The organism is Methanobrevibacter sp., assembly GCF_045541095.1.
In the GTDB taxonomy this organism is placed as follows: domain Archaea; phylum Methanobacteriota; class Methanobacteria; order Methanobacteriales; family Methanobacteriaceae; genus Methanocatella.
This window is the reverse complement of the sequence record NZ_JAZQIJ010000098.1, coordinates 14,409-33,714: the sequence shown is the minus strand read 5'-3', so window position 1 is coordinate 33,714 and position 19,306 is coordinate 14,409. Positions and strand designations below refer to the sequence as shown.

Sequence of the window (19,306 nt, the reverse complement as noted above, 5' to 3'; positions counted from 1 at the left end):
CTATAAGTATATTGATTTAAAAATCGGTACGATTATTGCAGAGTGACAATTATTATATAACTCAAATTACAAAATAGAAATAACAATCCTATTTTTTGGTGATATTTTGCAAATAACAAATTCGCAGCAACTTTTAGAACTTGAGGACAACGAGTTTCTTGGTGAAATTCCAAAGTTTACAAACTCACAGATTAATTTCAACGGAAAAAACAACGTTCTGATTTGTGAGGATGATGTCCATCTCTGGAACTGCAGAATAGATTTCAACCTTGACAATTCCATTCTGTACCTTTCAAGCAACATCCATGACTATTCGCTCAACATTTCGCTCCACAAGAACAACGTCTGCTTTATCGGAAAAAACAATTTCTTCAACGGCAGGACTACATTTGTGCTGTCCGAGGCCAAAAATATTGTCATAGGAGAGGAATGCTTCATTTCATACAATGTGGTTTTCAGAACCTCAGACGGCCACTGCATATATGATGACGTCTCAAAAAGAAGAATCAATTTTGCAAAAAGCATTTATGTGGGAGACCATGTCTGGTTCGGTCAAAACGCCATGATTTTCAAGGGATCAAAGATAGGTTCAGGTTCCGTCATCGGTGCAAATTCAGTTGTTTCAAATCACACCGTTCCGTCAAATACAACTTATGCAGGTTCACCAATAAGGCTGATTCATGAAAATACTTTCTGGACACCTCATTCCGTCCACGGTTGGGGCGAAGAGGAAATTGAAAAAATGTCACTATCCCAATCAGACCTGTTCAGTTATAAAAAAGATGAAAATACTCTTGATTTTGATGAAATCGAAGAGAACTTAAATGCCAGTAATCCTGATGATGTTGTTGACTATATTATGGCAGTGCTCTTTTTTTCAGGTAAAAACCGCTTTTGCATCGACGGTTGAAGGAAATTTTAATATTTCACTTGTTTAGAAATCCTCCAACTGCAATTCCGGCCGCTCCGATTAATATTCCAATCATTAAATCAAAGACATTTGTAAAAATAATGAGGTTGGCGATAATCATGGCCGCAAGTCCCATGACTCCTCCTACGGCGAGACTTAATGGAGATATTTTGTATGCTCTTCCGGCATAAGCGCTTCCTATCAGGATTGAAATCGCCATCTTATAGGGTATAAATCCGAACAGCAATTCCAATATGGCTCTTGCAATGAATATTGCTGTCAAACCCTTCAAAAGAGGGATGTAATTGAATTTTTTTTTAAAACAGGTTTCGTCCTTAATCCTTGCTCCACAAATTTTGCAGGTTGTATCTGTTTCAGACAGTAGACTGTCACAGTATATACAATATCTTTTTAACATTTTATTCGCCTCCAATATTTGTAAAGTGGATTAAACACCATATTTTTGTTGGATTTGCTAATATTTATAAGTATTTTCATGTTATACACTTGTTTGACATTCTTGGATATTGATTAGGTGTAATTTAATTGAATTTCACATGAGTTAAAATTTTTTTCAATATTTTTAATCGCCGTATCGTTTCAGAGTCGTGCATTAAATTTGATTTCATATTTCAAGCAAAAAAAGAATTAATTCAGACAATATTTAACCATTTTTGATTTTATTTAAAAAACAGACAATTTTTAACATTCCATTCTTTTTATAATATTGTTTAAATAAGATGTTTAACTTATATATATTTAAGGAGGGCATCAATTTGGATTTTAAATTTTCTGTTGTCATGGCTGTTTACAACAAAGAAAAATACATAGCTGAAGCATTGGATTCCATAATAGGTCAAACTTTAGGCTTTTATAAAAATATCCAAATGATTCTGGTAAACGATAACAGTACGGACAATACCCTTGATGTCCTTGAAAGATACCGGCAGCTGTGGCCTGAAAACATAATGATAATCAGCAATGAAAAGAATATGGGTTCGGCCTATTCAAGAAATGTCGGCCTGGAACATGTCGAGGGAAAATATGTAAATTTCCTTGACAGTGACGATTATGTATCCAAAGATGCTTTTAAAACCGCTTATGACTTTTTAGAGGAATACTATGAGGTAAACATTGCTTCCATTCCAATCGAATATGTCGGGGTAAAAAGAGGACCTCACAATCTTAACTTCAAGTTTGAACGCAGGAGGATTGTAAACCTCGTAACTGACCCCCAGTACATACAGCTTTCAGGTGCATCATCATTTTTCAGATACGAACGTCTCAAGGACTACCGCTTCAATGAAAACCTGAGAGTTTCAGAGGATGCCCTTTTGATAAATCAGATGCTTTTGGATGATCCGATTATTGCATTTCTTCCAAAGCCTACATATTTTTACAGAAAGGACGGAACACAGAATTCCCTAATCACTTCCTCTGCTTCAACCAAATCCTATTTCACCACAAGAATAGATGAATACTTCTTTAAGCTCATTGAATCAACCAAAAAGAATTTCAAGGAGGTTCCTAAGTTCATACAATATGTCCTGATGTATGATCTGCAGTGGATTGTCGAGATAAGAAAATTAGACAAGCTTTTAAATGAAGATGAGATGAAAACTCTCTACTCAAAGATTCTTGAGCTTCTCACATACATCGATGAGGACGTTATTTTCAAACAGCTTTCCATTCCTGCGGCCCTGAAGGCCCATGTGCTCTCGATGAAGCGCCATGGATGGGATTATCTTAAAGACAAAAGCGTTGCAGTGGACAATTTCAAGCTGAATACGCTTTTCATCGACAACTTCGAATTTATAAATGAACATGAGGCCTATATTTCAGGCATTCATACGAATTTTACTGGGGACAGTGAAATCCTGGCGGTTGTAGACGGCGAGGAGTATAGGACAACTCCTATAAGATACCCTCAAAGGGACAATCTGTCATTGAATTTCAACTATGCATATAACCATAACTTCAGGATTACCCTTCCGGTTGCAGACGGGTCCAGAATCACATTCAGGAATCAAAATGCCAATCTGAACATTAATTACAATCAAACTTCAAGACTTAATGAAATATCTCAGTTCAAGCGTTCAAAGGACTATTTTGCCGTCAACAACGATAATGAAATTTTAATAGTAAAAAAATCACTCATCAAGCGTTTGAAACTGGAATTTGCCACTATCGGGAAAATGCTGAACAGACGTGACCAGGGTTGGGTAACCGGAGTGGCCATACGTACATTATATCTTGTTTTGTATCTGTTCTACAGAAAAAAACGAATCTGGCTTATGGGTGATTTGCCCAAGGCTGCTGGAGACAATTCCCTGGCTCTTTTCAAATATATGAATTCGATTAAAACTGATGTAAAACCAATTTTTATCCTTGAAAAGACAGCTGCTGATGAATATGAATATTCAGTATCTTCAAGGTTTACTAAACTCAAAAGGATTTTAGGGTTTGGAAAATCAAGCAAACAGTTCCGGGAAGTTCAAAAGATAGGCAGAGTGTTGCCCTACCGCTCACTCAAGCACAGGATTTTCACTCTATTCGCCGAGTTTCTAATCACATCGCACCCCGATAACACTATAATCTACCCATTCTGGGGAAACTACAAATACCTCTCAGGTCTTGCCAAATCAAAAACAGTATTTCTGCAGCATGGAGTCACAAAGGACAACGTATCCGAATGGCTTAATGACTTTGATAAGCATCTCTCCATGATAGTCACTGTTTCAGACAGGGAAAAGGAATCCTTCCAACATCCTGATTACGGATACTCCCCGGACATTTTCAAAACCTTGGGATTTCCTCGTTTTGATTTTCTTGAAGACAATGATGAGAGAAAGGAAATTGTCATAATGCCTTCATGGAGGCGTCAGCTGGATCAGCTTTCAGCACAGGACTTTGTAAAGACCAATTTCTATAATGTATTCAATGAGCTTTTAAGTGATGATGAGCTGATTGATTTCATCACTGAAAACGGTTACAGACTTATTTTCAAGCCTCACAGAAACCTTCACAAGTTCATCGAAGCCTTCACAAAGCATCCGAGCGTAACTTTTGACACTGATTTGACAAATTTCTCGCAAACATTCAACAATTCCTCACTGATTGTCACGGACTATTCATCAATAGCGTTTGATTTTGCCTATCTCAAAAAGCCGCTGATTTACTATCAGTTTGATGATAACTATCACTTTGACGTTAAGAATGCCTATTTCAAATATGAGGATGACGGATTCGGACCTGTGATAAGAACACATGAAGAATTAAAGAAATATATTGTTGATTTAATCAAAAACGGCTGTGAAATGGAAGACGTATACAAAAAAAGGGTAGATGAATTTTTCAAATATCATGACAAAAACAACTCAAAAAGGGTTTATGAAGCCATTCTTGAGCTGGACAGATATTATTAGTTTTCATCTGCAGGAAATCTGATGGAAATTACAGGATTATCTGATAGCAAAATTCCTCTGATTTGCTTTAAGGACTGTTCAAAGAGAAGTTTTCTCATGTCGGAGCCTGACAGCGTTTCTTTGATGCCTGTATCTGAATAGGTTAAAATGCAGTCATTTTCATTTTTTTCAAGCTCGAAGCCTATCTTTGTGCATTCGCCTGTGGAGAGTGTTAGGCTGACCATTTCATTGAGCAGAAACATCATGTGGAATATTGTTTTCGGATGCATTGAAAAGTCGCTTTTGATGTTATAGGAAAATTCAACGTTTGACCTTGAGTAGTTGTCATCGAGAACCTTTTTAAACTCGTTTAGAAATTCGCCTGCGCTGATTTCACTTTCATCATCGGCGTAATACATCTGATTCTGTATTGCTGAAATTGATGCGATTGAAACGGAAGAAAAATTAAGAATTTCTGCATTGTCAACTCCAAACCTTTGTTTTAATTTTATGAATGCCAGAAGAGCCTGCAGGTCATTGTTGATTCTGTGGTTGAACTGTTTCAGCACTGCTCTTCTTTCATCCGGATTTAAATTAGCGTTTTCCATTGTTACACCTATAATATGTCCCATTCGACAGTTTCGTTGTTCATCAGTTTGTTGAATGTTGATATGTACCAGTTGTAGTTTTTGTTTTCCATAGTTGCCATCATGTCCTCTATACGGTCGTCAATTTCCTTGACATAGCTTTTGTTGTGGTAGTCATGGGTTGTGAAGTAATGTACCTGAATCGCATAGTTTGTGTCCTGCTTTGGAAATACGTAGTTGACTCCCACATGCTTCCAGATCTTGTCGGTGTCCAGTGAAGGATTTGAAAAGTATTGCTTTGAAACTTTCACACCTGACTGGGTTTCATTTTCATTTTTAAGAACCTTATATCCTCCATCTTCCATTGCTCTGAACTTGGCCTCCGAAATCGACGTTATGTGGTCTTCGGGCCAGTCGTCCCATGCATCAAAAACAATGTATCCGTTGGTCATTGCAAGGGGGGTTTTTCCGGATATGTTCAGCTCGTCAGTAGTATTCCAGTGGTGGGGAACTACGTAGATGGAATGGTCAAATTCTAGTGTTTTGTCTGTCTGAAATGCTAAAAAATTGTTGATGGAACTCAGATTGACCACTACTGTAAGCAACACCAACAACAATATGATATAAGCGATTTTTTCTCTTAACAACATCTATTCTCCCTCCATTTCTCCGACAGGAATATTTTCATCAATCACTTCAACCTCTTCTTCATCACCTGTATGCACGGTTTTTGCCCAGGTTCTCTCTTTTCTTGTTAGCATCTGATATGCTGTTATGAAAAACAGCGGAATCAAATGGAAACAGTAAAGCCAATATCCGAAAACTCCATAGAGGAGCTTGAAAAAGTTCACTCTGTCTCTTGCTAAGGTGATTACTGCTCCCGGGAAGAATCCAAATGCTGAAAGAACTCCGACAACCAGAGGTGCATCCATTCTTATTATTGTAACATCATGGAATACGAGCCATCCGATAAGGTTGACTGTAAAGACGATAAAACCGAAGAAAACCAGCATGTTCAGACCATAAAACGCTACATGTTCTAAAACTCCGAACATTCTGAATACTGGCATCGGGGACCTGATGATTTTCACTCCGTATATGAAGAGTGTTTCGAAGTTACCTATTGCCCATCTTGCTCTTTGACGGAACAGTTGTCTCCATGTCGGTACGGCTTCCTGATAAACCCAGGTGTCACCGCAGTAACGAATGGCGTAGCCTTCAATCATCAGTTTAACACTCAAATTCAAATCCTCGGTGATTGCAAAGCCGTCCCAGCCTCCTCCGCCGTAGATTGCGTCCTTTTTAACGAGCTGTCCGTTACCTCCTAAAAATCCTGCCTTACCCAGAATGTCCTTTGCACGAACGATATTACCGAAACCTGCCAGTTCGACATGCTGCATATAGGTAAGCCAGTTTTCATCCTTGTTGTACATTTTGATACGGGACTGGACTCCCTGAACCTCCGGGTCATTCAGGTAAGGTATGATGATATTTAAAAAGTCAGGGTCAACCCTTGCATCTGCGTCAAAGACCGCTACAACCTCACCTTTTGAAATTTCAAGGGCATCGTTGAGAACAAAACCTTTTCCCTTACCGGAACGTGGAGGCACACGTGTGATGATTTTGAGATGCGGAAACTTCTCTTTCAGTCCTTCCAGCACTTCACCTGTGCGGTCCTCCGAACCGTCATTACATACGATGAGTTCGAAATTGACTTCTCCATTGTAGTAATAGTCTATGGATGCCAGACTTGTTGCAGTATCTGCAATGGTGTGCTCTTCGTTGTGTGCGGGCACAATCAGTGTAACGAATGGCGGAACATCCCATTCTTTAACGGGGTCCTGTTTTTTAAGGCTGACAACAGCAAGAAATATCATTATTGCTGATGGGATGAATAAAATCCATTGAAGCCATGTGACATTTCTCTGGAATATGCTTTCAAAAATGAGAATCAGTGAAGCTCCCAGAATAATGGCAACATCGGTTTTTTCAATGATGAGCTCCTTATTCTTTTCAGAAACCTTGTTTTCGGTCTTGATGATTGTTTTAATGTCCTCTTCATGTTTTCTCAAGGCCATTTTAAGGGTCAGTTCCAGATCCTTAATGGTATAAGGTTTTGAAATGTATCCGTAAGGTGCGGTTTTAAGCGCCTTGAATGCGGTATCGTCATCAGTGTTTGCAGTTAAAAAGATAATCGGTATTCCGTTTTCGCTGATTTCATTTGCAGCTTCAATACCGTCAACATTTCCTTTCAGATTGATGTCCATCAAAACAAGGTCCGGAAAGAGTTCTCTGGATTTTTCTATTGCTTCACTACCTGTGTCAATGCTTTCGAGAACTTCATAGCCTAAATCTTCCAGGTCCATTTTAAGGTTCAAAGCGGTAATCGCTTCATCTTCAACGATGATGACTTTAAGCTTATCATCGGCGTTTCTGGATTTGTAATGCATTATGGCATTGTTTGACAGTTTATATTCGTCCTTTGCCTTTTGCTGCAAATCGGAATACTCGATATAATTCTGATAGTCTGTTTTTTCATCGCCGGATTCAATTAATGGGGCATTACTGCCTTCGATTTGTAAATTATTGATTTCAGCTGGATTTTTCTCTTTGGCTATTCCTCGAGCTTCATTAACCTTTTCGGATTCCACTGCCTGACGGTTAATTGCTAAAGCGACATTTTTGGATAATGTGTTGAGATTATATGGTTTTGGGATGAATGATGATGCAGGTGATTTTGATGATGCTTCATTGAATGTTATGTCATCTGAGTTTGCTGTTAAATAAATGACTGCCAAATCCAGAGCCAGAATCTTTTTGGCCGCCTGTATTCCGTTGACATTTCCCTTGAGGTTGATGTCCATTATAGTTAAATTTGGACGGTATTCCACGGCACGGTCAATGGCGTCATCACCTGTATCGACGATATCTATGACTTCATATCCTAAATCTTCCAAGTCGTATTTGAGGTTTAATGCAATGATTGATTCGTCTTCAACTATTAAAATAGTCTTTTGATTGTTTTCGGTTGTCATTGTGACTTTCACCTTCACTTTTCTTTCCACTTCACGCTATGTTTTTATCTATTAATGGTAGTATTTATAGTTAGTTTTGCTTTAGGCTTAACAAATTAATTCTTGAAGATTTTCAGATGGCTTTTTAAACTTTGAAATACAATTTTTAAACATGGAATTCATGGACGTTTTACTTAAAAGAAGGTCAACCCGCAAATTCAATGATGAAAAGGTAACAACCGATGAGCTCAATGAGATACTTCAGGCAGGGCTTCTCGCTCCAACAAGCATGAACAGAAAGCCGTGCAACTTCATGGTGGTTGAAAACAGAAAAACTCTAAATGAGCTGGCCGAGGCTAAAGACCATGGTGCAGAACTTCTTAAAGGTGCCGACAAGGCAATTGTTGTTCTTGCAGATACCATGATTGCCGATACCTGGTGTGAGGATTCATCCATTGCCCTTACATACATGCATCTGATGGCGACCAATCTGGGCATCGGAAGCTGCTGGGTTCAGATTCATATGAGAAAAAAGGATGGAGTATATGCCGAAGAGGTTGTACGGGACATATTGAAAGTAGATTCACACTACCGGATTGCAGGCATTCTGGCTTTGGGCCATTCTGATGATATTCCTGAAGCCCACAGTTTGGATGACATCGACAAGAACAAGATTCACTTCATGGTTTAACCTTTTTAACCCTTGAAAAGTGACAAAATCTTTAAATAGGTTCTTAATTAAATTAAAATCAAGGAGTTTTTAAAATGCATGTAAAAGATTTATTGGACGATTTAGGAATCAGAGTCAAGTTGCCTCAACATTGGTATTCAACAGATATTGGAATTGAGTTTGAAGAGCCAACTCTGCTTCAAAATGATGATATAATCAGAATCGAAGCCCCGAGCGGAGATAAAAGAAAGGTCATTGTCATCGATGTTGAAGACGGCATGAGTGTCGTAACCGTATTTTCAGACGAAAAGGTCATCGGGGTAAAATATCTCAAAAACAAGGATGACTTTGAATACATCGGAAAACCGTCTGAACTATATTTTTAGCTTCAGCACGAGAACGCCACTTAATATACCTACAACCGCACCAACAACCACATCCATCGGATAGTGAACTCCGGCATAAACTCTTGAAAATCCAATCAGAAATCCGAACAGCACCAGAAGGCATACGATCACTTTATTTTTGCGCAGGGTTGCAACCAAAACTGTCACTATACTTAAAGTTGATGCAGTGTGTCCTGAAGGAAATGAATTGGGTTCTGAAGGTATAACAAGTTGCCTTACATTGTCAAGAACCACGTAGGGTCTTGGATGATGAACAATGAGTTTTAAAGCACCGGCAATTATTCCTGCAATGATTAAAGCGTATAGGCATTTTTTTGCTATTTCAAGATATTCGTCCTTTTTGAGGTATCTGAATATTAAAATTGCCAGGATACATATCAAAAGCAATGACAGGAATCCTCCCATGTCTGTTAATGGGGGCATTACCATATCAAAGAAAGGGTTTTTCAGTCCGTTATGTATGAAATAGAAAAGTTCAATGTTCCAGTCCATGGGGTAATATATGTTTTCATTGTTAAAAAAATATTCCTGTCTTCTCCTTGTGGGTCGCATTGGATTATATTTTTTCCAGTCCGGCGTTGTCCTAAAAACTAACATAAACTTTAAATATAGTTAAAATATACTTTAAAACAACAAAGTTAGGAGGCAAATAAGATGGCTGATAAGAAAGCTCCTGCTGATGGATGGCCTGTAATCAGTGGTGATTACATTGTAGGTGATCCTGAAAGTCCTGTTGCCGTTACAACTCTTGCTTCTCACATTGAAGCTGAATTATCCGGTGCAGCTATTGCAGGTCCATGTAAAACAGAAAACCTAGGAATAGAAAAAGTAGTAGCAAACATCATATCAAATCCGAACATCAGATTTTTGATTTTGGCTGGTGCTGAAGTGCAAGGCCACATTACCGGTCAAAGTTTCAAGGCACTGCATGAAAACGGTGCAGACCCTGACAAAAAGAAAATAATCGGTGCTACCGGTGCAATTCCATTCGTTGAAAACGTACCTCTTGACGGTATTGAAAGATTCCAGCAACAGTTGGAAATCGTGGATTTAATCGATACCGAAGACATCGGCGCAATCCAATCCAAGATCAACGAATGTGTAGAAAAGGACCCCGGTGCTGTTGAAGCGGATCCTATTGTCATGGAAGTTGATGAAGAAAATCAGAAAATGGTAATAGTGTCCAAAAAGAAAAAAGACAAAGACGAAAAAGCTGAAGCGTAATTTCAGCTACTTTTTTTATATTTTTTTTAAATTTTTTCCCCTTGTGGGATGTTTAACTTATTTTTTTTAATGAAATGCCGTAAACATTATGGCGGTTTTTTTGTGATAGTGTGCTTTTACATTTTATTGATTTTTTTAGAATATGCACAAAAAAAGCAAAAGTATATATACTACTTCAAAGATATATCTATTCAACGTAATGGTAGTTTGAATTTTGTAAGAAAATACAAATAAAAATAGTTAAGTTTATATACTATGAAAATCAATCTATTATTACAATTGTATTTACTCTCAAAAAATGCAGTTAATTTAGAAAGTTTATTTCTAAAAAAGTTAGTCGAACGCCACCACAGTAAGTGGAAAAATAGTAGGTGATAATATGAACCATAACCATTCAATCAACTGGAGCGACAAAGTAAAAATGCTTGATGATACCATCAGGCAGGAAATCGGAATCGAAGGAGAAAACGAGGCCAAGCACATTTTAATCAAGGTCCAAACCAAATCCGCCGAACCAATCGAACCTGCGTTCATCGTAGGTGAGGATGAAATGTTCCTGGATTTGTTTGTCCTCTCACCACAGGGGTCCGGAATCACTTCAACAGCAGTCCTTAAGGATAACATCCAAAGTATTGGTGTTATCGGTGGAGTATCTGCCGAAAAGGTTGATCCTGCTGAAATAAAGGAAACTCCGGTTCTTGACGATGTAGGTGGCCTTTACCAATAGGAGGAAAAATTGAAAAAATCAAATCTGTATCCGCAGTCAAAAGGGAAGAATACTCACCATATTCTTCCGAACCAAACTTCACACCAGCTCATTTCAACCACCACATTGTCCGATAGTATATAACACCATCCAATATGGACAATGGTATAGGTTCTAATTTTTTTAGAACCTAAAAAAATACCCAGAGGCTAAACATGAACAGAGTAAAACTCACTCATATCGCTGAAATCCAAACTGGACTTTCCTACAGGCGATACAGGAGCGATGATGGAGAAAAATTTGATGTAGTAGTGCAAAGATCCATTAAAAAGGACGGAATTTTTGATGATTTTGAACAGGTAAACCTAATCCCCACACACCTTAAACCACACCATTTTACCCGACCTGGGGATATCTTAATGAAAATGCCATATCCGTATGACGTAGTTTGTGTTGGTCAGGGAGGCCTGGTTGTAAGCGACAGGATAGCTATAATACGCCTTAAAGAGGGATTTGACCCTTCATTTATAGCTCACCTGCTTACCAATGCCCATATTAAAAAACAGCTATATGAGTTTTCAAGCACAGAAAAGATATCTCATGCATCTTTAAGACAAATCAAGGAACTTGAACTGGTCGTACCGGATTATGACACTCAGGTCAAATTTGGCCGTCTTTTGGATACAATCAACGAAAAGGTCTATGAGGACCAGAAGGTAGTTGAATACGACAGACGCCTAAAAGAAGGGATATTAAACAAACTTTGGGAGGAAGGGCCATGAGAAAACTTAGAAACTATAAGATACTACGTGACATTCGCTCAAAGACACGTCAGTTTGAAATAACCTCAGACATGTCATATCTCATAATCTATGCATTTTTATACAAATATTGCTCTGATCTTCTCAAGGATTATTTCACAGATTTAATTGCCGATAAGGAAATGACTCTTGATGAGGCATTCGCCGATGAAGATGTTAAACAAGATTTCAAGAGGGATGCATACAACATGTTCGGATACTTCATCACAGGACCTGACTTTTTCATTGACGAGATAATGAACGCAAAATACTCCGGCAGGTTTTTCATATTCGAATTTGTCAGGGCGTTTACCGCTCACACTGAACTGGCAGAGGGTTCAAACTATGAAAGATACTTCAGATTTATTTTTGATGCGGTCAAAAGTGAAGTCAATCTGAACAAGTTTGAATTTGAAGGGGAAAATCATCTTATAGTCAAGGAAATCATATATTCAATCTCAAAACTCGATATCTATGAGGAAGAATTCACTTTTCAAGATGTTTTTGATGCACTCTGCGACATGAAACTGATTCGAATTGACCAGGATCCGGACTATCTGAATCTGATGATGGCGGCACTTGTAAATTCAACAAGAAATGACTTCAGAAACATTTATAATCCGTGCCTTAATGATGCTTCATCACTTATTAGTGTAGTTGGAAATCATACACTGGGCTTAAGGGCATATGGAAGATGTCAGGATAAGTTGAGTTACTGTTTTTGTATCGTGAAGCTTTTCATTAATTTCTTCGATTTGGATGGCATCACCATTGATTATGCATCTCCATTTGAAGCGCCGAACCAGGGCCGTGAGATTTTTGATGTGATAATATCTAAAATTCCACCTATAACTTCAAGAACTATCAAACGTTTAAACAAAACTCAGAATGCCGAACTCGCAAAAAGAAACAAGGAAATTCAGCTTCAGGACATGCTGAGCAGCACTTTAAACATAGATGAAACCTCTTTTGCCGAAGATGAGGAGCTCAAAAACACCTTAAAAACACTTATAGATAAGATGGAAATTAAAGACGAGCAAAACATTCACTTCAGCGAAGAGTACATGGATTTAAATGACAGTGAATATCTCTTTCTGATTCATCTGCTCGACAGCCTGAATGATTATGGGGTTATGGTTCTGTCAATGGCTCAAAGCTTTCTTTTTAAAAATTCACTTACTAAGCTTAGAAAATTTCTGACATATGAGAAAAACTGCATCGATGCTGTCATCGCCATTCCCGATGAACTGTCAAGGCCGAAAAAATCAGATGTCCTTGTAGTTTTCAACAAATCCAAAAGATCAGATGATATAGTATTCATCGACATGACAAATGACTTTGACCTCAAACCGTCCAGAAAGGCAATTCCGGGAATGTTCAAGAGAAATCTTGTGCTTGATGATAAAACTCTATTCAAGGTTGTTGATGTGTATAAAAAACGCCAGCACGTTGATAGGTTTTCAAATGCCGTAAGTATGGATGAAATACGTAAAAACAATTTCAATCTTTCTATTTCAAGATATGTTGATACTTTCGAAGGAGAGTTTGTCAAATTTGAAGATTTAAAAAATGAGAAAAAGGAAATAACCTCAAGAATTAAGGAATTGAATCAGAAGATAGATATGATGATGGATGATTTGGGCTTGAGGTTTTAGCCCATTCATCTGGTCATAATGTTACACTAACGCCGTCATGTTCACTCCATTCTTCTGCATTAAAGTCAGTCTTTCCAATCAGGTATGTCCAGTGGACTACTTCCTCTTTGTATGCGTAAAGTGAACCGATTCCATCATCGTTTGCAAATTCAAAACATTCTTCAAGACCTACACTGTCTTTTTGCGCATATTCGCATTCTATTGCTGCAGAAATTATTGATTTGGCATATTCGGTATCGACGGTATAAACCTCTTTTTTCTCTGTGCTGTCGATAAGATAGCTTTTTAAGATTTTTTCATGGAACTGTCTGTAGATTTCAGGGTTGAAAAACACTTCAAAGCCTTTCACTTCACCATTGATAATAATCAAAACGCCAGTTTGGCCTTTTACTATTTCAAAACCTTCAATGGTTTCTTTCAAATCTGTTTTTGCGTTGTCATAGTTTTCAGACATTGCCTGTGTAGGTGAGTAGTAATTCTTTTGTGATTCAAGAACTTTAACTGAATTCCAAACCGCCGCCTGTTCATCCATATTGTGTGACCTTGCGGATGACTTTGCAAAGCGTGTACGGGAATTTGCAATGTAGTCGGAGTCTTTAAATTCGTGCTTGTAACCCCAGCGACCCTGTTCGGTACAGTTTACCGGAATCTTCATTTCACTTTCGCCTGCAATCACTATGGTGGAGTTGACGATACGGTTCTGGTCTCCTCCAATAATCTCTTCGCCTTCGATTAAAAGAAGGGGAGTTACGGATTTGTTTTTAACGATTAATGTGTTTACTGTTGAATTTTCCAGTTCCTTGACTTCGACAAGTCCCAGTTCGAATCCTTTTTTGAGTGTTAAAAAGTCCAGTTTGTAGTTTGTCGGTGTCTTGATAGGTATTATGGTCAAGTTGTTTTTGCTTTGGTAGTCCAAAAGTTCTACATCGTCAATTTCAATCATCTAATCACCTTCCAGAAGGTAGTGAATGTCGCTTTCGGGATTTTTCAGTTCCTCTTCGTACTCGTCAAGTGTGAGTATTTTTGCTATTGCGTTTGAACCTGCAATGAATTTGATTTTTGCAAAGTAGTCTTCGTCAATCTTGTCGTATACTCTTCCTGCGCTCATGCAGCCCTTAATGACTGTGTTGACGCTGTTTGAGACGTATCCTATTTTTCCGAAGTGTCTCATTTCGCAGGCTATTGCTTCTGTATCGTATTTGTTGGATGGTTCTTTAACAAGTTTCACTATTCCGTCCAGTTTCAATGGTTTTGATCCATGAAGTTTGTCAAAGGATTGGATTGTTATATACATTTTATCACCTTGTGTATATATTGTGTTTTTTCTAGTATTTAAAGGTTGTTAAAAAAGTTGTCAATGTTTTCCCGATGGCCGATAAACAGTATCAAATCATCTTCAAGGAATTTAAAATCATTTCCGACTTCAATAAATGTGTCTTCTCCTCTCACAACTCCTGTAACCTTTAGACTATTCTCTTCAAAAGGAAAATCATCAAGATGGGTATTTTTACTCACTCTCAAGGAATCTATTTCCAAATCGGTGTACTTGTAGTTCAGATATGATGTGATGTCTTCTGCAGTCACGTTTCTGAATGCATCGTAGTTGTCTGATCTCAGGTCGTTTACGGCATCGCTTATCTCATCCGCATCCTTGTTGTAGTAATCCATGATTCGGGTAAACATCATGATACTTGTTTCGAACTCTTTCGGAATGACCTCGTCTGCTCCGGCTTCATAGACTTCATCTATGTTTTTGAGATAATGTGTACGTACTATGATGTGTATGTCGGGATTAAGGCGCCTTGCAGCATCGATTGTCTTGAGGGTTTCGTCATATGTTGAGGCGGATATGACTATGCACTGTGCCGTTGTGATGTTGAGCTCTCTCAGGACACTTTCATTGGATGATTTGCCGTATATTATCGGAAGGCCCAGTGCCTGCTGGTTTTCGACAATTGTTGGGTTCATATCCACAATTCTGTATGGTATGCCGTACTGGCCACAGGCTTTAGCCATCTGTTTTGCGTTGCTGCCCATACCCACCAGGATGACGTGGTCTTTGATTTCGCCGGCATCTTCTATTTCTTCAGGCAGTGTTTTAAGTTCTGTGTCGACTGCGAAGTATCCGAACCTTGAAAGGGCAGCGGTAATCTTTGGTGTAAGCTTTTCCAGAAACGGCGTGGAGGACATTGTCAGGATGCTTACTCCCAGAAAGACAGAGAAAAACTCCTGGGTTATGAGACCGTATCCCATACCTTCACGAGCCAGAACAAATGAAAATTCTCCGATTTGGCTTAAAAGTATTGCCATACTTATTGAAACTTTTGACGGCAATTTCAGAGCCATTCCTGTTATCATGGTTGCTGTGAAGTTTATCACAAGGATTATGGCGGTAAGTCCAATGATTATTCCAATGTTTGCCAAAAACAGGTGCAGATTAACCATCAGTCCTATACTGATGAAAAACAGGCTCATGAACACGTCCTGAAACGGCTGTATATATCCAAATGTCTGATGGGAATATTCTGTATTGGATATTAAAAGGCCTGCAATAAATGCGCCCAGTTCAGGTCCTATTCCAATCAGGCTTGTTGCAAATGTTGTTCCCATACATATAAACAGTGTCAATAGCAGGAACAGATCCCTGTTTTTTGTTTTGGCTGCATCCCTCAGCGCCAGGGGGATGAACCATTTGGCTCCTATGATTATCAAAAGCACAAGGCCGATGAACTTCACTGCCAGTTCCGGCAATGTCTGCAGTTCAATTGTCTGGCCGGCCAAAAGGGGTGTTAAAAGCAAAACTACAATTACTGCTATGTCCTGGAATATCAGAATTCCCAGTGTAACTCTTCCCTGAACTGAGTGTGTGATACGCTTTTGCTGCATGACTTTCATTACTATAGCAGTTGATGAAAAAGCAACCAGAAATCCGAAAAATATTGAACTGCTTAAACCAAATCCCATGGTCAGGCCCAAAATGCTTATCAGTGCTGTTGTAAGGACTACCTGAAGAATCCCTCCAACAATCGCATATCTTCGTATGGCTGAAAATTTCTCTGCTGAAAATTCAAGACCTATGATGAAGAGAAGAAAGATCACTCCAAGTTCTGAAAGGCTTGATATCATTGCCGTGTTGTTGATGACATGGCCTAAAACGATTCCAGTTATAAAAAGACCTATCATTGTAGGCAATTTAAGTTTGTTGAATATCAGAAGTACAATTACTGCCGTAATTAAAATCATTGACATGTTTTGAAGTAGTGAAATATCCATGTTTTCCTCTATATCGTATATAAAATATTTTTTACATTAATTTTTTTTAAAATAAGTATCACTATCTTTTAGATACTTTCTAAATGAATTTCGTTTAACTGATGTGGTTTTTGATGGTTTGTTTGGGTGGAAAAAAATAATGGTTGTAGTAGATTTATAATCTACTAACTTTAATTAAGGATTCAACAGGAATTCCTTCAATTTCTGAAAGGCCTGCCTTGTCAATCAGTACAGTGACACAGGTAGGTTCTCCACCTAAATCCTTGATTGTGTGGATTACTTCACGTGCGGTTTTTCCACTTGTAATTACGTCATCAACAATGACAACCTTTTTGCCTTCGACAGTTCCGAAGTTGGTACTGATGGTACCTTTGTCATCGCTTTCAGAAACATCGTTTCTGTGTTTAGGTGGGTGGAAAATAGCAAGGGAAGTTTCAAGACCAGTCATATCTTCTAAAAACTCAGTCATTACAGTTGCAAATGGGATACCACTTACAGCAATTCCACAAACAGCTTCAGGTTCGCCGTGTGTTAAGGCCATATCGCTTAAAGCACCTGAAACATGACTTAAACGGTTTGAGTTTCCACCGATGCTTTTCCAATTAATTGCAAAGTCCACTGGAGCTTCTGCTTTTGGAGCTTCTGCTTTTTGAAGGGTCAACCATCTGGCAGTATCCATACTTACATTAAGCTCGTCAGCAATTTCACCAGTTGTAAATCCGCGTTGTCTAAGTTCTTGTGCCCTTTGAATTAATTTTTGTTTCACAATATCACCTATTTATAACTCCTCAAAACTAATTGGTTTATGTTCTTTAGAAGATCTGTTAGCTGCAATAACCATTTTAAGAGCTTTAAGTCCATCTTCACCAGTAATTTCAGGTTCAAGGTCATTAACAACAGCATTCAAGAAGGATTTCAATTCTCCTTTCAATGGTTCTTCATGTTTGATTTGAATGTCCTGTGCAAACTTACCGTATACTTCAATACTTTGCTTGATATAGTCAACAGAAATGATACCTGCTGTACCGGTAAGTTCAAGCTCTCTGCGTTTGTATGGTGTCAGCCAGTTAACCTCAATAATTCCGGTTGATTCATTGTCGAAGTTTACCATTATCTCTGCATGGTCTTCAAATTCAGAATCGTCAAAGCTACTGTTCATGGTACCATAAACCTGAGTGACATCCTCTTCAAACAGATAATTCATTATATCTAAATCGTGAATAGCCAAATCTATTGAAACACCAACATCTTTGATTCTTGGTGGGAGTGGTCCTACTCTTTTTGCAAAAGCAGATACGACATCACCAATAACTCCATCATCAATAAGTTCTTTAGCCTTTTGAACTGCAGGATTAAACCGCTCTACATGTCCAGTTGCCAGAATTACTCCTGCTTCTTTAGCAGCAGAAATCATTTCCTCTGCTTCTTTTAATGTAAAAGCAATTGGTTTTTCAACTAATATGTGCTTTTTAGCCTTGATGGCTTCCATAACTACTGCATGGTGGAAAGTAGTCGGTACACATATACTTACGGCTTCAATTTCTGGGTTCCTGAGTAGTTCGCAATAGTCTGTATATCCTTTGGCGCCATATTTTTTCTCTATTTTTTTGAGCGCTCTTTCACTGACGTCGGAAACGGCCACTAAATCTGCTTCTTCCATCTTGTGATATACACGGACATGGTTTTCACCCATAGCTCCTACTCCGATAACTCCTACTTTAACGGTTTTCACATCAATTCCTCCGATTATACATAATCTGTAAAAAGTTCCCCTATACGCCTGCCAAGTTCAAGCGCATCCCTTATAGAACCTTTTTCATTTTGCTTTTTAAGGATTTCTCCTTCTTTAGTCAATAATATTGAATAAACATTAAATTCTTTATCATTCATACGTGCAATCGCTCCGATTGGCCATTGACAGCCAACTCCAAGCTCTTCAAGCACTTTTTTCTCAGCAAGCACTTCCTGCATTGAGATATAATCATTTAATTTTTCCAGAGTCTTATTGAATTCACAGTCCTTACGGGTAATGATGGCCAGTGCGCCCTGACCTGCCGGTGGGGTAATGTAATCCAATGGAAATACATCTTTGATGTATTTGGTAAGATTCAACCTTTTAAGTCCGGCTTCTGCCATTATTGTAGCGTCCAAATCACTGTTCAAGGCTTTTTGAATTCTGGTTTCGATATTTCCTCGAATAGGTTTGAGTTCAAATTCCTTTTCGTAGTGATTGCAGAAAGCTTCTCTTCTAAGGCTGCTGGTTCCAAGCTTGGATCCAGGTCCCAGCTCATACCACTTCTTGTGTGAAATAAGAACTTCATGTGGAGATTCACGTTTTGGAACTGCAACGATTTTTAAATCCTCGTCAAGTTCGGTTGGCAGGTCTTTAAAACTGTGTACGGTAAAATCAACTTCTTCTTCCAAAAGTGCAATATCCAATTCCTTGGTAAAAAGTCCTTTTGAATCCATATTGTAAAGTTGGGAAGTAGTTATTTTATCTCCTTTGGTTTTAATAATTTCTATATCAATAGGTTCTTTGGTTATCCTTGACAAGTCACTGCAAACCTGCTTTGTCTGAGCGAGAGCCAATTGACTTCCTCTGGTTCCAACAATCATGTATTTTAATCTCCAAATTTTTCTTTCTAGAAAAATTAAT

The 19,306-nt window shown here is 38.3% G+C and carries 18 protein-coding genes and 1 pseudogene; 8 read left to right on the top strand and 11 right to left on the bottom strand.

The window, feature by feature from the left end:
- Nucleotides 1-106: 106 nt before the first annotated feature.
- Complete coding sequence (locus tag ACKI2P_RS04380; protein ID WP_407375370.1) at nucleotides 107-910, top strand: acyltransferase; 804 nt, start codon at nucleotides 107-109, stop codon at nucleotides 908-910.
- Nucleotides 911-926: 16 nt separating this feature from the next.
- On the opposite strand, the gene ACKI2P_RS04375 is transcribed toward ACKI2P_RS04380, so the two are convergent.
- Complete coding sequence (locus tag ACKI2P_RS04375) at nucleotides 927-1,328, bottom strand: hypothetical protein (protein ID WP_407375368.1); 402 nt, start codon at nucleotides 1,326-1,328, stop codon at nucleotides 927-929.
- A 358-nt stretch (nucleotides 1,329-1,686) separates the two neighbouring features.
- Between ACKI2P_RS04375 and ACKI2P_RS04370 the strand changes: the two genes are divergently transcribed.
- Nucleotides 1,687-4,335, top strand: a complete 2,649-nt coding sequence (locus ACKI2P_RS04370; protein WP_407375366.1) for a CDP-glycerol glycerophosphotransferase family protein — start codon at nucleotides 1,687-1,689, stop codon at nucleotides 4,333-4,335.
- Here the strand turns inward: ACKI2P_RS04370 and ACKI2P_RS04365 are convergent.
- From ACKI2P_RS04365 to ACKI2P_RS04355, 3 genes are read right to left on the bottom strand one after another with little or no spacing between them, the layout of a single operon-like run.
- Nucleotides 4,332-4,922, bottom strand: a complete 591-nt coding sequence (locus ACKI2P_RS04365; protein WP_407375365.1) for a histidine kinase dimerization/phosphoacceptor domain -containing protein — start codon at nucleotides 4,920-4,922, stop codon at nucleotides 4,332-4,334. The two genes, ACKI2P_RS04370 and ACKI2P_RS04365, sit on opposite strands and share 4 nt — an antisense overlap.
- Before the next feature lie 8 nt (nucleotides 4,923-4,930).
- Nucleotides 4,931-5,551: a hypothetical protein gene (locus tag ACKI2P_RS04360; protein ID WP_407375363.1), complete on the bottom strand. Its 621-nt coding sequence runs from the start codon at nucleotides 5,549-5,551 to the stop codon at nucleotides 4,931-4,933.
- Nucleotides 5,552-7,936 (bottom strand): response regulator, encoded by a 2,385-nt coding sequence (locus ACKI2P_RS04355; protein ID WP_407375361.1) that lies wholly within the window; start codon nucleotides 7,934-7,936, stop codon nucleotides 5,552-5,554.
- Between the two features lie 151 nt (nucleotides 7,937-8,087).
- On the opposite strand from ACKI2P_RS04355, the gene ACKI2P_RS04350 reads away from it, so the two are divergent.
- Together ACKI2P_RS04350 and ACKI2P_RS04345 are read left to right on the top strand one after the other, a co-directional pair.
- Nucleotides 8,088-8,606: a nitroreductase family protein gene (locus ACKI2P_RS04350; protein WP_407375359.1), complete on the top strand. Its 519-nt coding sequence runs from the start codon at nucleotides 8,088-8,090 to the stop codon at nucleotides 8,604-8,606.
- A gap of 74 nt (nucleotides 8,607-8,680) precedes the next feature.
- On the top strand, nucleotides 8,681-8,971 hold the full coding sequence (locus ACKI2P_RS04345; RefSeq protein ID WP_407375357.1) for a hypothetical protein: 291 nt from the start codon (nucleotides 8,681-8,683) through the stop codon (nucleotides 8,969-8,971).
- Here ACKI2P_RS04345 and ACKI2P_RS04340 read toward each other — a convergent pair.
- The gene (locus ACKI2P_RS04340) at nucleotides 8,960-9,484 is read right to left on the bottom strand and encodes a phosphatase PAP2 family protein (protein ID WP_407375355.1); all 525 of its coding nucleotides are present in this window, start codon (nucleotides 9,482-9,484) and stop codon (nucleotides 8,960-8,962) included. The two genes, ACKI2P_RS04345 and ACKI2P_RS04340, sit on opposite strands and share 12 nt — an antisense overlap.
- Before the next feature lie 162 nt (nucleotides 9,485-9,646).
- Between ACKI2P_RS04340 and mtrA the strand changes: the two are divergent.
- From mtrA to ACKI2P_RS04320, 4 genes and pseudogenes are all read left to right on the top strand, one after another.
- Nucleotides 9,647-10,162: pseudogene (mtrA, locus tag ACKI2P_RS04335) on the top strand (tetrahydromethanopterin S-methyltransferase subunit A); the annotation flags it as partial.
- 433 nt (nucleotides 10,163-10,595) lie between these two features.
- Nucleotides 10,596-10,943 (top strand): hypothetical protein, encoded by a 348-nt coding sequence (locus ACKI2P_RS04330; protein WP_407375353.1) that lies wholly within the window; start codon nucleotides 10,596-10,598, stop codon nucleotides 10,941-10,943.
- A gap of 194 nt (nucleotides 10,944-11,137) precedes the next feature.
- Complete coding sequence (locus ACKI2P_RS04325; protein WP_407375351.1) at nucleotides 11,138-11,704, top strand: hypothetical protein; 567 nt, start codon at nucleotides 11,138-11,140, stop codon at nucleotides 11,702-11,704.
- Nucleotides 11,701-13,377 (top strand): N-6 DNA methylase, encoded by a 1,677-nt coding sequence (locus tag ACKI2P_RS04320; protein WP_407375349.1) that lies wholly within the window; start codon nucleotides 11,701-11,703, stop codon nucleotides 13,375-13,377. The genes ACKI2P_RS04325 and ACKI2P_RS04320 overlap by 4 nt, the downstream gene beginning before the upstream one ends.
- Nucleotides 13,378-13,390: 13 nt before the next feature.
- Here ACKI2P_RS04320 and ACKI2P_RS04315 read toward each other — a convergent pair whose 3' ends face one another.
- The 6 genes from ACKI2P_RS04315 to hemC form a co-directional block, all read right to left on the bottom strand.
- A complete protein-coding gene (locus ACKI2P_RS04315) occupies nucleotides 13,391-14,320 on the bottom strand; it encodes an ARPP-1 family domain-containing protein (protein ID WP_407375347.1) in 930 nt (309 codons plus the stop codon).
- Entirely contained in the window at nucleotides 14,321-14,671 is a 351-nt protein-coding gene (locus ACKI2P_RS04310; RefSeq protein ID WP_407375345.1) for an HIRAN domain-containing protein, read from the bottom strand. It abuts the gene before it with no gap.
- A gap of 38 nt (nucleotides 14,672-14,709) precedes the next feature.
- Nucleotides 14,710-16,650, bottom strand: a complete 1,941-nt coding sequence (locus ACKI2P_RS04305) for a cation:proton antiporter (protein ID WP_407375344.1) — start codon at nucleotides 16,648-16,650, stop codon at nucleotides 14,710-14,712.
- Between the two features lie 154 nt (nucleotides 16,651-16,804).
- Nucleotides 16,805-17,416 (bottom strand): orotate phosphoribosyltransferase-like protein, encoded by a 612-nt coding sequence (locus ACKI2P_RS04300; protein WP_407375342.1) that lies wholly within the window; start codon nucleotides 17,414-17,416, stop codon nucleotides 16,805-16,807.
- Nucleotides 17,417-17,428: 12 nt separating this feature from the next.
- Complete coding sequence (locus ACKI2P_RS04295) at nucleotides 17,429-18,382, bottom strand: Gfo/Idh/MocA family oxidoreductase (protein WP_407375340.1); 954 nt, start codon at nucleotides 18,380-18,382, stop codon at nucleotides 17,429-17,431.
- Nucleotides 18,383-18,396: 14 nt separating this feature from the next.
- Entirely contained in the window at nucleotides 18,397-19,266 is an 870-nt protein-coding gene (gene hemC / locus ACKI2P_RS04290) for a hydroxymethylbilane synthase (RefSeq protein WP_407375338.1), read from the bottom strand.
- Nucleotides 19,267-19,306 lie beyond the last annotated feature (40 nt).

Bases quoted from the DNA above. Each gene is read 5' to 3' on its own strand.
- ACKI2P_RS04375 (WP_407375368.1), bottom strand. From the start codon at position 1,328: ATGTTAAAAAGATATTGTATATACTGTGACAGTCTACTGTCTGAAACA.
- ACKI2P_RS04365 (WP_407375365.1), bottom strand. From the start codon at position 4,922: ATGGAAAACGCTAATTTAAATCCGGATGAAAGAAGAGCAGTGCTGAAA.
- ACKI2P_RS04360 (WP_407375363.1), bottom strand. From the start codon at position 5,551: ATGTTGTTAAGAGAAAAAATCGCTTATATCATATTGTTGTTGGTGTTG.
- ACKI2P_RS04355 (WP_407375361.1), bottom strand. From the start codon at position 7,936: ATGACAACCGAAAACAATCAAAAGACTATTTTAATAGTTGAAGACGAA.
- ACKI2P_RS04350 (WP_407375359.1), top strand. From the start codon at position 8,088: ATGGAATTCATGGACGTTTTACTTAAAAGAAGGTCAACCCGCAAATTC.
- ACKI2P_RS04345 (WP_407375357.1), top strand. From the start codon at position 8,681: ATGCATGTAAAAGATTTATTGGACGATTTAGGAATCAGAGTCAAGTTG.
- ACKI2P_RS04340 (WP_407375355.1), bottom strand. From the start codon at position 9,484: ATGGACTGGAACATTGAACTTTTCTATTTCATACATAACGGACTGAAA.
- ACKI2P_RS04330 (WP_407375353.1), top strand. From the start codon at position 10,596: ATGAACCATAACCATTCAATCAACTGGAGCGACAAAGTAAAAATGCTT.
- ACKI2P_RS04325 (WP_407375351.1), top strand. From the start codon at position 11,138: ATGAACAGAGTAAAACTCACTCATATCGCTGAAATCCAAACTGGACTT.
- ACKI2P_RS04320 (WP_407375349.1), top strand. From the start codon at position 11,701: ATGAGAAAACTTAGAAACTATAAGATACTACGTGACATTCGCTCAAAG.
- ACKI2P_RS04315 (WP_407375347.1), bottom strand. From the start codon at position 14,320: ATGATTGAAATTGACGATGTAGAACTTTTGGACTACCAAAGCAAAAAC.
- ACKI2P_RS04310 (WP_407375345.1), bottom strand. From the start codon at position 14,671: ATGTATATAACAATCCAATCCTTTGACAAACTTCATGGATCAAAACCA.
- ACKI2P_RS04305 (WP_407375344.1), bottom strand. From the start codon at position 16,650: ATGGATATTTCACTACTTCAAAACATGTCAATGATTTTAATTACGGCA.
- hemC (WP_407375338.1), bottom strand. From the start codon at position 19,266: ATGATTGTTGGAACCAGAGGAAGTCAATTGGCTCTCGCTCAGACAAAG.